General features: G+C 44.9%; 10 protein-coding genes and 6 pseudogenes. 8 read left to right on the top strand and 8 right to left on the bottom strand.

Annotation, left to right across the window (positions count from 1 at the left end; genetic code table 11):
• The first annotated feature begins 16 nt into the window (after positions 1-16).
• Positions 17-1609, top strand: a complete 1593-nt coding sequence (ahpF, locus tag A3712_RS03310) for an alkyl hydroperoxide reductase subunit F (RefSeq protein ID WP_063522277.1) — start codon at positions 17-19, stop codon at positions 1607-1609.
• Between the two features lie 159 nt (positions 1610-1768).
• Here ahpF and A3712_RS03305 read toward each other — a convergent pair whose 3' ends face one another.
• Positions 1769-2368: a LysE family translocator gene (locus A3712_RS03305; protein WP_004739990.1), complete on the bottom strand. Its 600-nt coding sequence runs from the start codon at positions 2366-2368 to the stop codon at positions 1769-1771.
• A 120-nt stretch (positions 2369-2488) separates the two neighbouring features.
• Here A3712_RS03305 and A3712_RS03300 point away from each other — a divergent pair, with 120 nt between their 5' ends.
• A complete protein-coding gene (locus A3712_RS03300; RefSeq protein ID WP_004739989.1) occupies positions 2489-2974 on the top strand; it encodes an Lrp/AsnC family transcriptional regulator in 486 nt (161 codons plus the stop codon).
• 106 nt (positions 2975-3080) lie between these two features.
• On the opposite strand, the pseudogene A3712_RS03295 reads toward A3712_RS03300, so the two are convergent.
• Both A3712_RS03295 and A3712_RS03290 read right to left on the bottom strand, forming a co-directional pair.
• Positions 3081-4438: pseudogene (locus A3712_RS03295) on the bottom strand (L-serine ammonia-lyase).
• Between the two features lie 25 nt (positions 4439-4463).
• The gene (locus A3712_RS03290) at positions 4464-6005 is read right to left on the bottom strand and encodes a sodium:solute symporter family transporter (RefSeq protein WP_063522276.1); all 1542 of its coding nucleotides are present in this window, start codon (positions 6003-6005) and stop codon (positions 4464-4466) included.
• A 347-nt stretch (positions 6006-6352) separates the two neighbouring features.
• Between A3712_RS03290 and A3712_RS03285 the strand changes: the two genes are divergently transcribed.
• From A3712_RS03285 to A3712_RS03270, 4 genes are all read left to right on the top strand, one after another.
• Positions 6353-7648, top strand: coding sequence for an MFS transporter (locus A3712_RS03285; protein WP_063522275.1), 1296 nt, complete (start codon positions 6353-6355; stop codon positions 7646-7648).
• A gap of 127 nt (positions 7649-7775) precedes the next feature.
• Positions 7776-8792: a nuclear transport factor 2 family protein gene (locus tag A3712_RS03280; RefSeq protein ID WP_063522274.1), complete on the top strand. Its 1017-nt coding sequence runs from the start codon at positions 7776-7778 to the stop codon at positions 8790-8792.
• 288 nt (positions 8793-9080) lie between these two features.
• Positions 9081-10157, top strand: a complete 1077-nt coding sequence (locus A3712_RS03275) for a porin (protein WP_063522273.1) — start codon at positions 9081-9083, stop codon at positions 10155-10157.
• A 220-nt stretch (positions 10158-10377) separates the two neighbouring features.
• On the top strand, positions 10378-11403 hold the full coding sequence (locus A3712_RS03270) for a LacI family DNA-binding transcriptional regulator (protein WP_063522272.1): 1026 nt from the start codon (positions 10378-10380) through the stop codon (positions 11401-11403).
• Between the two features lie 69 nt (positions 11404-11472).
• Here the strand turns inward: A3712_RS03270 and A3712_RS27285 are convergent.
• A pseudogene (locus A3712_RS27285) lies at positions 11473-11663 on the bottom strand (arylsulfatase); the annotation flags it as partial.
• On the opposite strand from A3712_RS27285, the pseudogene A3712_RS26490 reads away from it, so the two are divergent.
• Positions 11653-11928 (top strand): annotated as a pseudogene (locus A3712_RS26490) (hypothetical protein); the annotation flags it as partial. The pseudogenes A3712_RS27285 and A3712_RS26490 sit on opposite strands and share 11 nt — an antisense overlap.
• A gap of 107 nt (positions 11929-12035) precedes the next feature.
• Here A3712_RS26490 and A3712_RS03265 read toward each other — a convergent pair.
• Positions 12036-12467 (bottom strand): annotated as a pseudogene (locus A3712_RS03265) (globin).
• A 96-nt stretch (positions 12468-12563) separates the two neighbouring features.
• Positions 12564-12859, bottom strand: a pseudogene (locus tag A3712_RS03260) (VOC family protein).
• A 113-nt stretch (positions 12860-12972) separates the two neighbouring features.
• Between A3712_RS03260 and A3712_RS26485 the strand changes: the two are divergent.
• Positions 12973-13182: pseudogene (locus A3712_RS26485) on the top strand (ChbG/HpnK family deacetylase); the annotation flags it as partial.
• Between the two features lie 18 nt (positions 13183-13200).
• On the opposite strand, the gene soxR reads toward A3712_RS26485, so the two are convergent.
• Positions 13201-13641: a redox-sensitive transcriptional activator SoxR gene (soxR, locus tag A3712_RS03255; protein WP_063522270.1), complete on the bottom strand. Its 441-nt coding sequence runs from the start codon at positions 13639-13641 to the stop codon at positions 13201-13203.
• Positions 13642-13829: 188 nt separating this feature from the next.
• A complete protein-coding gene (locus tag A3712_RS03250) occupies positions 13830-14351 on the bottom strand; it encodes an NADPH-dependent FMN reductase (protein WP_063522269.1) in 522 nt (173 codons plus the stop codon).
• Positions 14352-14434 lie beyond the last annotated feature (83 nt).

Here is a 14434-nt window from a genome sequence, read left to right as displayed (position 1 = left end):
AAGAGCAGGCACGATTATGTTAGATCAAGCAATGAAGCAGCAGCTAAAAGCATACCTAGAAAACTTAAAAACCAATGTTCAGTTAGTACTGAGCCTAGATGACAGCGATACCGCACACAAACTCCAAGGCCTAGCAAATGACATCGCATCTTTAACCGATAAAATTGAAGTAACTCGCGATGATAGCGCAAGCACGCGTAGCCCTATCATGCAGGTAGTGAACCAAGAGAAAGGTACTGCGATCGGTTTCGCCGGTTTACCAATGGGTCACGAGTTCACGTCACTGGTACTGGCACTGCTTCATAGTGGTGGTCACCCTATCAAGCTTGAAGCTGACGTAATCGAGCAAATAAAAGAATTAGATCAAGAGCTTAATGTAGAGATTTTCATCTCACTATCGTGCCAAAATTGTCCAGAAGTGGTTCAGGCATTCAACATGATGTCAGCGATTAACCCGCTGATTAAGACCACTATGATTGATGGCGCAGCATTCCAAGAGGAAGTGAAGTCTCGCGATATCATGGCGGTACCAAGTGTATTCATTAATGGTGAACTATTCGGTCAAGGCCGTATGTCACTAGCTGAGATCCTTAATAAAGTAGACTCTGGCGCAGCGGAAAAGAACGCAACAAACCTAAACCAACAAGCACCATTTGACGTGTTAGTTGTGGGTGGTGGCCCTGCTGGTTCTTCAGCAGCTATCTACGCAGCACGTAAAGGCATTCGCACTGGTGTCGTTGCAGACCGCTTTGGTGGCCAAGTCATGGATACCATGGCAATTGAGAACTTTATTTCAGTGAAAGCGACGACGGGTCCTAAGTTAGTGGCTAGCCTAGAAGAGCACGTAAAAGAGTACGGCGTAGAAGTAATGACTGAGCAGCGTGCTGCCAACATCATTGCTGCAGAAGACACGAAAGACGGCTACATCCACGTTGAATTAGAGAGTGGCGCAACACTGCGAGCTCGATCCGTTATCACAAGTACAGGTGCACGCTGGCGTGAAATGAACGTTCCGGGTGAGCAAGAATACCGCAACAAAGGCGTGGCTTACTGCCCACACTGTGACGGTCCACTATTCAAAGGTAAGAAAACAGCGGTTATCGGTGGCGGTAACTCAGGCATCGAAGCGGCTATCGACCTAGCAGGTATTGTGGAACATGTAACCGTGCTTGAGTTTGCTGACACACTACGTGCTGACCAAGTACTTATCGACAAAGCGAACGCAACGCCAAACATCGAAATCATCAAAATGGCTCAAACCACACAAGTGTTGGGTGATGGAAACCGCGTAACAGGCCTGGAATACAAAGACCGCAACACTGAAGAGCTTAAACAGATTGAGCTTGCGGGTATCTTCGTTCAAATCGGTCTGATGCCGAACAGCGAATGGTTGAAAGGTTCGAAGGTTGAGCTTTCACCACGCGGTGAGATTGAGATTAACGCTCATGGCGCAACATCGATGAAAGGTGTGTTTGCAGCAGGCGATGTAACAACAGTACCTTACAAGCAGATCATCATTGCGATGGGTGAAGGTGCGAAAGCAAGTCTAGGCGCATTTGACCACCTAATCCGTAACCCCGCTCCAGTTAAAGTGGCTGAAACCGCTTAATCTTGTAATCAAATTGTCCTTAAGTGTCCTTGTTAACGTATCAGTTAAGATTAACTTATTAGTGATGATTAACTGACTGTTTATCGTTAACGACTTTGTCGATATTTAGACACCACTCCTATGGATTTAGGAGTGGTTTTTTTCTTTGGTAAAGACGCTCTACGCTGGTTGATAAAGCATAAAAGCAACCACTAACGCTAGGCTTCCACCCAAACAGCGGTTAACCATCACCATTTGTTTTGGTGATTGCAGAAGGCGCTGCAACATAGTGCCGCAATACGCCCAAACCAACATACACAACACACCGGTCCCCACCATGATGGTGGTAATCGTCACCACTTGAATCAGGTAATCTGCCTGTGTGGTGATGAACTGAGAAAATACGGTCAGCGAAGCAATCCACCCTTTCGGGTTTAAAACTTGAATCAAAACACCAGACATAAATCCTGAGCGATTCACCGACTCTTCTTGCTCAATTTCCATGTTGGCAATCGACCACGCCATAAACAGTAAATAAGCCGCCCCAAGGTATTTCATTACCGTGTAGATCTCTGGGTAAAGGGTAAATAGGCTCACTAAGCCAGCGCTTGAACCCGCCAGTATGATGATGATGCCAAAAGCGTTACCAGAGACAAAAGGCAATGTTGCCGCAAATCCATATCGGCTTGATATCCCAAGCAATGCAATGTTTCCTGCTCCCGGTGTAATTCCAATCGATATTGAAAACAACAAGAACGCTAGCATTAATTGAGCGCTCATTCTTTCTCTCCTAGTAAATAAAACGTTATTGGGAGAAGAGTTTACCGATTCGAGTAGGAATTAAATTGCTATATGCGCTAGTATAAAATCAAATTTGAGCAGAATTTATCTAAAAACACCATGAAAGTGAAAGAATCCACCAATGAAGTGCTAGATGATACGGATATTGCCATTCTTGGACATATCCAAAAAGATGGGCGCATGAGTAACAGCAAGCTTGCCGAGAAGGTCAACCTGAGTGAAACACCTTGCTGGCGTCGTTGGAAACGCATGGAAGAGACGGGCTATATTGATGGCTATACCGCGCAGCTTAATCGCAAAAAGCTAGGGCTTCATGTGGCAGGTTTTACCCTAGTGACACTCGGTAACCATGAGGTTGAAAACACCGAGCCTTTTGAAGAATTTGTCGCAGTGACAGACTGGATCACCATGTGTCACTGCATTGCAGGCGGTGCCGATTACATGATTCAGGTTTTGGCGAGAGATCTGGAAGAGTATTTTGAGCGAATCAGCTCAATTCGACGAGTGAAAGGCGTCAGTGCAATTCAATCTAACATTTCAGTGAAGGAGCTTAAAAACAGCTACCAACTGCCACTGCAAGATTAGTGGATTGAAAACTTAGAAGCCCAGTCAGCGATAATGCGACTGGGCTTTTTGTTGTCTTACTTATAAGAGTATCTGCCTCAGAAAGGCTTGAGACTGAGCTGCCTCTCTATTCACACGGATGCGCGAGATGAATTAGCGCTAAACCGCCCAATGAGGTCTCACGATATTTCTTATTCATGTCTTTACCCGTTTGGTACATGGTCGCGATAACCTTATCAAGTGAGATCAAGGATTTACTATTGCGTTTCAGTGCCATGCGAGACGCATTAATCGCCTTCATCGCACCCATTGCATTTCGCTCAATACACGGCACTTGTACCAAACCACCAATTGGGTCACACGTCATACCCAATGAGTGCTCCATCGCGATTTCTGCGGCAATGCAAATCTGCTCGTTGCTGCCACCGCGCAGCGCCGTTAAACCCGCTGCCGCCATAGAAGACGATACGCCGACTTCACCTTGGCACCTGAGATTGAAGCGTTGGTTTTGTACAAAATTCCGATCGCACCCGATACCGCTAAAAAGTCTTTTAACTGCTTAGTATCCAACTCTTTAATGAAGCGATGGTAATACATCAACACTGCTGGAATCACGCCAGCCGAACCATTGGTTGGAGATGTGACTACCTGACCGCCAGCTGCGTTTTCTTCACTTACTGCAAAGGCAAATAAGTTAATCCAATCCATGATTTCCATTGGATCGTTCTCAACCGCAGCATTCGCTTCCAACTTCTTCAGTAGGTTTGGAGCTCGGCGAGTTACGTTCAATCCACCATCAAGAATGCCTTCGGTTTCAAAACCGCGCTCCATACAACGTGCCATCACTCGCCAGATCTGATCAGCCTTTTCCGCAATCGCACCAGCATCTTGGAAAGCCGACTCATTTTTCAGGATCATACCACCAAGGCTCATGCCATTTTTTTCGGCTTGTTGCAGCATTTCATCGGCATTTTTAAAAGGATAAGCCACCTCAACCGATTGAGTTTTGGTGTCATTTTGCAATTCATCTGCCGTTGCAATAAAACCGCCACCGATCGAGTAATAGGTTTCATCGACAATCACATTTCCAGCTTGGTCGAATGCAGTGATCATCATGCCATTTTCATGCAAAGGTAGATTGTCCTCATGAAATAGCATGTCGGTTTTGTAGTTAAATTCGATGTTGTGGCAACCACTTAGCTGTAGTTCACCACTGTCGATAGCATGACGCATCGCTTGGTTAGCACTGGTGATCTTAATCGTATCTGGTTTGTTACCCACTAAACCCAAAATAGTCGCTCTATCAGTGTGGTGTCCGATACCAGTAAGTGACAGTGAACCATAAAGATCGACCTGAACGCGAACCACCTCTGTGATTCTATCCGCGATTAATTGAGTGAAATGAAAACCCGCAATCATTGGGCCGTTGGTGTGTGAACTCGAAGGTCCAACACCAATTTTGTAGATATCAAAGATAGATAACATAGATATACCAGTAATAGTCGGTCAATTAAGAAAGAGCGGCATAAAGCCAATCAGGGATAACAGTGCAAGCAACAATCGTCACTACGGCAAACACCAACAAGCCGTAGTGACTCGCGGTAGGCTTAGCGAAAAAATGCTTTTGCTTAGCGATAAATTCATTCTGTTGTTGAGTAACTTCACCAAAGAAGCGGCTCACGATAACGCCAAAAACGAGAAAAACGACGGTGCCAATCAGTGCAAACCAAGGCCAAGAAATACCACTGTATTTGGCAATAAACACCACAACCACACTGCCTATGCTGCCGGCAATCACCCCCTTCTCATTCGCTTTCTTGAAAAACAGCCCAAGGATGAAAGAGCCAAGACGAATACCAACAAAAATTGAAGTCAGGCTAGCAATGGTTTTAAGCACTGACTCATTTGAAACAGCCAGCAAAGCAGGAACAACTACTGACGCTGCGGCAACAAGGCTCATCTTTCTTGCTACCGATTCATAGTGTGCATCGGAGGCGGATTTACGGAAAAAGCGCTTATAAAAATCGAACGTTGCGACGGTTGCCATAGAGTTGTACGTCGAGTCGAGAGTCGACATAGCGGCAGCCGATAACGCAGCAATCACTAAACCGACAATGATTGGATTGGTGTGGTTAAACACAAAATCGAGAATCACTTCATTACTGTTTTCAAAACTATTGTCTTGGTAGAAGACGCTTAGCAACACGCCCATTACCGCAAAAAATAGGTAGATGAAGAAGGCGCCGTAGCCACACAACAACATAGATTTCTGTGCGGTTGTCACATCCTTTGTCGCCAGCGTTCTTTGAATAATCAATTGGTTAGTGCCATACACACTCAAGTGTAAAAAACTCACTGCCACCACGCCTGCCCACAATGTGGTGTCGACACCTAGGTCAAATTCGAGGTTAATAATATTCAGATGCTCAGGAGACAACACCTCCCCCGCATCAATCTTCATCAGTAATAGGCCGAAGATCGCTATGCTACCGATAATCAATACTGTCGACTGCAGCATGTCGGTCCATATTACGGTTGAGATACCACCAGCATAGGTATAAAGAGCGGTGAACAGGCTGATATAAATAATTGCTCCAGAAATCCCGATGGGTAGCACTTGTACTAAGATCAGCGCTACTGCATACAAAATGACACCTGCAGAAATACATTGAACCACAATAAATACGATGGAGTTAATCGTACGAGCAACAACGCCGAAGCGGTGCTCTAGGTATTCATAAATTGAAGTCAGGCCAAGCTTGTAAAAGACAGGAACAAAGAAAACCACAGCAAAAAAGATCACTATTGGGTAATTCAAATGAACGCTCATCGCTTCCATACCAGAGCTATAAACCCAGCCAGGCATACCCACGAACGTCATCGCACTGATGTAGGTTGCAAGAATCGACACACCTGCCGTAAACCAACCAAATTGTTTCCCACCAGTTGAAAAATCGCCACCACCGCTATAGCGCTTATTAACTAAGTAGCTGATAAATAAGGTAATTAGCACATAAAGGGCAATCACCACAAAACTTGAGTACGTAACCATTTGTAGATTCCGTTTATTATATTTCGCAAATTATTCGCAGCCAATATTACTTAAAATTGGCTAACCTCCCTCAAAAACCTCCTGTAAGTGTGAGTATTGTCACTAAGATAGATGAATAATCACTCAAACATGCATAAAGTGCCAAAAACGTGATCTAATGGGATCAAGATCACCAAAATACACAAAATGGGTACGCACTCATTTTAAAATTGACTTTGATCACGGTTCTAATAACCACAAAAAATCTATTATCTCTCCCGAAACGAAGACTGTGTAGTGACAGCCAATAACCACTACACCGTAATCAAAACTAAAAACACTCTATATAAAATAAAGGTTTATCGGTCATGACTACGAAAAAACACATGAGCGAAGTTCCTATGATTCAAAGGGTAGCTGCTTATCTTGCAATTCTAGTGGGCTACTTTTTCTATTGTTATAACTTTGTAATTATTGACTACGTACGCCCATACATCGTTGATGCGTATGATGGCATTAACTTAGCGGATACCGCTCAGTTCTATACATGGCAGTCGGTTGGTGCGCTTATTGGTGCCCTAAGCTGTGCATGGGTGGCATCAAACTTTGGTAAGAAATCGACTCTTATTGTCATCACTGCACTGAACGGCGGCGCAACGATCATCAACATGATGTTTACTGACTACGCTATGTGGGCAGCCATGCGTTTCATCATCGGTATTTCTTTAGGTGGTTACTTCACAGTAGCAGTAAGCCTAATGATCGGCCTATTCACGCCAACGGTTCGCGGTAAATTAACGGCATTCGCTTCTTCTATGTTCTCGGTAGCTCTAATGGCGATGGGTGCTTACGCAGCGTTTATCTCTAGCATTGACGCACCGTGGCAGAGCCTAATGTGGGTTGGTGGCATCCCTCCTCTAGCAGCGGCAGCACTAATGATCTTTATTCTTCCGAGCGACAAGAAAGTGATCGCTTACGGTGAAGAAGATCAAGCAGAAGCTGAAGCATCAAATGCACCTGCGAAAAAAGGTTCTTGGAGCGAAATGCTTAGCGCACCGTACCGCAAGCAAACCATCACTTGTCTACTACTAGCAGGTCTTAACTTCTACGGTTACCAGTTCTTCTCAGGCTTCGTGACAACGTACCTAAAAGAAGTTCGTCAATTCGACGGCGCGACTATCGGCATCATCTTCTCTATCTCGGCATTCGGTTCTCTATTCGGTGCTTGGGTATGGGGTGCGATTGCAGACAAATACGGTCGTAAGGTTAACGCATTCGGCTTCATCCTTGCGGGCATCATGGCATCGGTATTCTTCGTTGCTCCAAGCGACGTGATGATCGGCAGCCTAAACATGCTTGCTATCCTGGGTCTTATCTACAACTTCGGTCTTTCAGCTTCAGCGGTATGGGGTGGTTACTTCTCAGAACTGTTCCCAGCTCACCTACGTAGCTTCGGCGCAGCTCTATTCCACGGTGGTCGTATCATCGGTATGTGGGCACCAATGGTGTTGGTATTCATCCAAGAGCGCAGCGACCTTGCAACAGCAATGTGGGGCTCACCGATTGTATGGATTGTGGCAGGTCTACTGTGGCTATCTCTACCAGAAACATTGAAAGGCGGCATCTTCGACAAGAGCAAAAAAGCGGAATCAGCTAAGGCTTAATTCCCTTTCGCTAAAGGCCTTTCAAGACAGCGAATGAACACTATTCCGGCAGAGCAATCAGCCAGTAACAAAATCCAAATCGAGTCCTGTTCCGAATGTTGACTCGACAACAAAAAGAGAATGAATTATGTCTAAATATCAAGAAGCTAAACGCATTGTTCGCGAGTACTTTGATGCAATAGAAAATGCAACTCATGAGAACGTAGCTGAAGTACTAAAAGCACACACTTCTGAAGATTACTTGTGGCGCGGTGTTTACCCATTCCGTGAGCAAGAAGGCGCTCAAGCGGCAGCTGACGTATTCTGGGCTCCAATGATGAAATCAATGACTCGCATGCAGCGTCGTCAAGACATCTTCATCGGCGGTAACAACGAAATCAATTATGATGAAATTTGGGTAATGAGCATGGGTCACTTCATGGGTCTATTCGACGCTGAATACCTAGGCATGCGCCCTACTGGCAAAATCATGAACGTTCGCTACGCAGAATTTAACTGCGTTGTTGACGGTAAGATCACTAAAACAGGTCTATTCCTAGACCTACTTGGCATGATGGACCAAGCGGGTTGCTACCCACTACCACCATCAACAGGTAAGCACTTCGTATACCCTGGCCCACGTAACCACGACGGTCTACTGTTTGAAGATGCAGCACCAGAAGAAGGCGTAGCAACGCTTGCCCTAGTGAACAAAATGGTTGATGACCTATCTGCACTTAACGACAGCGGCGCTATGGGTTGCCCACCAGAAGTGCTAGAGAAGAGCTGGTCCAAAGATATGATCTGGTACGGTCCTTGTGGTATCGGTGCATCTTACACCATTCCTCGTTACCAGAAGCAGCACCAACTTCCTTTCCGTAACAACCTGAAAGACAAGAAGTTTAACGGTCACGTTTGTCGCTTCGCTGAAGGTAGCTTCTCTTGCTTCTTCGGTTGGCCAAACCTATCAAACACGCCAACAGGTGGCTTCCTAGGTATGACTGGTGGCGAAGTTCGCGCAGACATGCAAGTGGTTGACGTTTACTACCGTGACGGCGACAAGCTATCTGAGAACTGGGTACTGATCGACCTTCCTTACTGGTTGAAACAGCAAGGTCTAGACGTGTTCGAACGCACTTCTACTATCATGAACCCAACGCTGTAACCTTGCCTCATTACCTGCTTAGTTCTTACCTACGCTAGGTGGACATGACTGCCGAGGGCTCCTTCTCGCCCTCGGCAACTTGCTACAAATCTACTTATCTCACTAAGTAAAGTAGACCAAACAAAGAGAAGTAGATCTATCAAAACACTTGGATCTACCTAAGAAAACAAGCTCCACCCAAGATTATCAACTTGTGCCTCACGGATGGGCACACCCTGCCAAACCATTACGAATATAACGGGCTTGAAAGCACGGTGGCTTTCTACGGCCTGAATAAAGAGAATTACAATGAAAAAGTCGATTCTTTCTGCAATGATCCTGACAGCACTGACTTCAGGTTCAGCTTTTGCTGCACACACTTTTACCAATGACGCGGGCGATAGCCTAACACTAGATGGTCGTTTTGACGTTCGTTACCATGATAAGGGCGGTGATCATAATGGCGAATGGAACAGCGGTAGCTCTCGTTTTGGCCTAAAAGGTCAAATGGGCTTAGATAACGGTTGGACTGGCTTTGGCCACGCCGAATGGGGTTACAACTCTGGTGCTAACGGCGACAATATTTACGACCGACTTCTATACGCTGGCGTAGAGCACGATAAGTACGGCAAGATTGCAGCTGGTACTAAGCAGTGGTCTACCTTCTACGATGTCGCTTGGTTTACCGATATGGGCCGTGTATTTGGTTCACGTGGTTCTGGCTACTACAACCTGTCTGACTGGGGCATCGCTTCTGGTACAGGCCGAGCGGAAAACTCAATTACTTACCGCAACAACATCAACAACAACTGGAAATACGGCTTCACTTACCAAACCACTCGCGAAGATGTTGGCTTAGCTGATGGTAAAACAGCAACACTGAAAAACGGTATGGGTGCATCAACGCTGTACACGGTTATAGATGGCCTAACCATTGGTCTAGCTTACCACCAGAATGAATTTGACGATGTCGACGCAGGCGTTCAAAACATCAAAGATGGTGATACACAGCGTATTGGTCTATTGGGTGTGAACTACACCAATAACGGATTATTTGTTGGTTTCACTTACAGCCAAGGTTCGAACTGGGAAACCACCAGCAAGGCAGAATTCTACGACCACCGCGGTGCTGAATTCTTCACTTACTACCACTTTGAAAACGGCCTTCGCCCAACCTTTAACGTTAACTACTTAACAGATACAGACGACAATGCGAACGGCTACGAGCGTCAGTTGTTTATCCCTGGTCTTGAGTACCACTTTAAGAAGAACAAGTTCTTAGTATGGACGGAATACCAGTTCGATAATGGCAACGACAAAGCAGTGGGCAATCACTACGAAAACAGTGATGACCAGTTTGCTGCGGGTATTCGTTACTACTTTTAATCGCTAATTAAAGCATTAAATTAACGCGACTCAATCAATACTTAATGAAGCTCTGCCTATATCTATTCTATATACGCAGAGCTTTTGGGTTATACCCAGTATAATACCCAACAACGTCAATTAGCCCTTATTTTTCATACCACTCTAACGCATAGACTTTTTGAATACGTACCTACCTATGGTATTCTCTAGTTTGTTACTTGGTTAAAAAGCATGGTCTATGAACTCTCCCAAAAACGCCTCTGCGTCAAAAACAACTGTCACTTCAAAAGATGTCGCTAAACTGGCTGGCGTTTCTCAATCCACCGTTTCTCGTGTATTTGTTCCGGGTAGTTCGGTTTCAGAAAAGACTAAGCTAAAAGTATTCGAAGCCGCTAAAGCCCTCAACTATCGCCCTAATGCGTTTGCGCGAAGTCTAACTACCAATGAATCTAAGTTAATTGGTTTGGTCTTCCCAGACGCTGACTACCCTATTCACATGAAAACCCTACAACTCATTTCTACTGAGTTACAAAAGCAAGGGTATTCAGCGGTGCTTATTCCGTGGCAAGTGGATGCAAATGACAACCATTCGATTCCTAACATCTTCCAATATCGTGTTGATGGTGTGATTGCAGCCTCCGCTACGTTCAACAAATCACTGTATGAAGAATGCAAAGAGTTCGACATCCCGATTGTTCAGTACGCTCGTGTGGTGGAAGGCACGAAGAGTAGCCATGTCGTCAGCGATAACTACGCAGCAGGCCAAGTTGCCGCTCAGTACTTTCATAATGTAGGGGTAAAATCAGCCATTTACCTAACCGGTAATGTACCGACTTATACCAACGGTGAACGTGAAGCTGGTTTCTGCTCAGAGTTCGAAGATCTAACAGGCAAGCAAGCTCGCGTTATCGAGGCCGATTACGACTATCTTGATGCACTAGATACTATTCGCGCTATGTTCTCAGAGTCATCAAAGCCAGAAGCGATATTCTGCGCAACAGATAACTTGGCGATGGCAGTGATGGACATAGCTCGATTGGAGTTCAACCTACGTATTCCTGAAGATCTTCAAGTCATTGGCTTCGATGATATTCCGCAAACGCAGTGGCTTAACTACCAGCTCACGACATTCAAACAGGATTTCAAACGCCTTGCTCGTGAATCCGTGAAAATTGTGGTGAGTCAGATTCAAGACCAAGATACTAGCCTAGTAAAACTGATGGTTCCAGTGAAGTTTATTGAGAGAAAAACAACGCTCAAGTAATACCGACTGAAAGATGCATTCCAACAAAAATCCCGCTCATACAAGCGGGATTTTTATTATGCTGTTTAACTAGTTGTCCACTCCACCGGTATTGTCTGGCTGAATTTCTGGCGTTTTAGGTGGCCACTCTTTGAAGGTGGCTAGGTGTTGTTGCACAGCTGCTTGAAAAGGGCCGAGTGCTACATCTTCTGCCCCATCCACTTCAAGTACATGCCTGACTCTTCCGCTGCTCACTCATAAGGGTTGCGTCGCAAGTTAAATGGTTGGATTGACTATCATATAGTTGCGAGATGGATAACGCAGATCAATCCAGGTTGGAAGTTTCACGCAACTATTGATGCAGGGCTTGGCAGTGATACCGACTTTACTTCATCGCTACTAACTTGCGCTCTCTACCAGATTAATGATTGGTCTGACTTAAATCTCGCTTATAAATCGACTTAGGTGGACTACGAAAACAAAGGGACTTTTGAATATGACACAGCATCGCAAGGTTTCTTAATCGGTTGGGCTGCTCAATTCTAGTCAAATAATAAAAAAGGTAAGCCTAATAGCGTTAGGCTTACCTTACAAAATCATCCTTTCTGCGCTCTTGCCATTTTTAAATAGCGAATAGGCAAAACAGAGAATAACTAATTAAGAATCTGCCTGTTTACAGATCTTGGAACCACGCACTCTTTCTTCATGATTTTAAGACCGACATAGAGAGTTTCCGTCCATGCTTGTTCGACTTGATCATTGTAGTGAGGATCGTATTTCTCGACCGTGTTGAGCAACGATTTAGACCACTCATTGAGCTCTTACTCAGAGATATCCATTCCTAAATCTTTGTGCTGTTTTCCGAGTCGTTTTACGGAATTGCGCACACTGGGCAACCCAGCTGAATTATAAATGAGGGTGATGGAAGCCTTGAGCATCTTAGTTTGTTGCTCCAATCCTACTTTCTCAAAGCGTTCTGAAAACCTAGGATTGTGTTGGCCAAAGTCGGTCAAGAATGACTCCAAAAATGCTTGATCAATCCGGCAACGCTCGAAGCTCTCATAAAACAGTTCGTTTGACGTCACCTCGCCAATCCTTCGCAGTAGTCTATTTGGTTTGAACCACTAAGGTGACTTAATTATACGTCACTGTGGTATAAACGAACTGCGGCATATCGTGAGCTACGATACAAAGTAAGTTGCACAGATCTTGTTTCCATCAGGACCACGCAAATACGCCATGTAAAGTCAGCGCTCATCTGAACCTCTCTCACCTGGCCCGTTTTCAATACTCGTACCGCCATTTTCTTCACCAACGCGATACCACTCATCCACCGCTTCTGGCGAAAAAGCCAAAAAGCCAAAAAGCCAACCGTTATACCAGAGCCTTCGCTGAAACCAAGCACCTTCATAATTGGATCTTAGAAAGACTTCGCGCGCTCAACATCTTTGGTACCAAGAAAAACATGGCTAAACACAACTAACCTCTTATTTGAGTGAAAGAACTTCCGAAAATAGTCCCTTCAACCTCATTTGTCTAGGCGCTCCCTAACTACAGTTTTTGCTTTATCCACTGAGCAAAAAACTGAAGCAAGATTTGCTGTTGAGCCACAAAGCCATGACGCCCAACGGCACGGTCGAATTAATGTGCCATCCCGCGCTTTTTACCAGTGACGAACTGAGATCACTATCTAGCTATCTCACTAAGCGAGTAGAAGAATACACCTTATTGACAAGTCCAACCTTACAACAATGGCTCTCTGACAATAGTATTGAATGCATTGGATTCGATCAGCTTTAGCTAAATCCGAAAACCAATCTAGTCAACGATACGCTGAGCCCCCTGCCCTTGGTCATACAGAATATCTTCTGGGTTTAATAGATGGCACTTCTGCATGCTCAGACAGCCACAGCCAATACAGCCTGTGAGGTTTTCTTGTAATGAACGGATCTGTGCCATCTTACTGTCGAGTTGCCCTTGCCATTTCTTTGCCACTCGCTCCCAATCGCGCTTGGTTGCGGTGTGGTTCATCGGCAAACTAGACAGCTCTTCAGTGATCGCTTCAAGCGTAAACCCTATTGACTGGGCGACTTGAATCAGCGCAATTCGACGTAGCATCGCAGATTGATAACGGCGCTGGTTACCATTGGTACGTATTGAGGCAATCAATCCTTTGGTTTCATAAAAACGCAGAGCCGAGGGTGCGACACCACTGCGCTCCGAGAGTTGACCAATCGTTAAATACACGATGTTTTTCATGTCTGTTTACTTTCCCTGAATGTATTGATGATAGGTTCAAATCCGTTTTGGATTATAGCTAAAGTTAACCTTAAGTTTAGCTATATTGACTAAATTACGTTGACAACACGTGAAACATCTTTACCTGAAACAAAAAGCAGCCGTCAAAGATGGCTGATTTGGCTTAGTATAAAATATAAATCTTATATTCAGATCTTCTTCATGATCATCCTAAGATTCTCGATCATCTCTAGGTTGGTCATCTCGCCCGTCTCCATATCGAAGTTATCGTAGAAGCTTGGCACTGACATTGAACCTTTCACTTCAGCATCGAAGTAAGGTGCTGAGTTCACCGCAGAAGACAATACCGAGGTTGCGCCACCTGGGCCCGGAGAGGTGGCAAGCATCACTACTGGCTTGCCTTGGTACACTTTCATATCGATGCGTGATGCCCAATCGAACACATTTTTAAACGCCGCTGTGTATGAACCGTTGTATTCTGCAAAAGAGATGACCACCGCGTCTGATTCTCCGATTTTGTCAAAGAAGCGTTGAGCGTGTTGATGAATGCCCGAGTCTTGCTCTCTTTTCTCGCTATAAATTGGCATCTCAAAATCATTGAGATCAAGCACCTCAACTTGCGCGCCTTCGACTAAACCTGCGGTGTATGCTGCAAGCTGTTGGTTGATTGATGTTGTACTGTTAGTTGCGCCAATCGCTAATACTTTCATTATTTATCCTCAAATTTGGTTAGAAACATTTCTTTAGAGTGAAAAGATGATGGTTTGTATTTTTAGATTGGGAAGGATGATAA

It is taken from the genome of Vibrio sp. HI00D65, assembly GCF_001635455.1.
Classification (GTDB): domain Bacteria; phylum Pseudomonadota; class Gammaproteobacteria; order Enterobacterales; family Vibrionaceae; genus Vibrio.
This window is presented reverse-complemented; position numbering and strand designations above follow the sequence as displayed.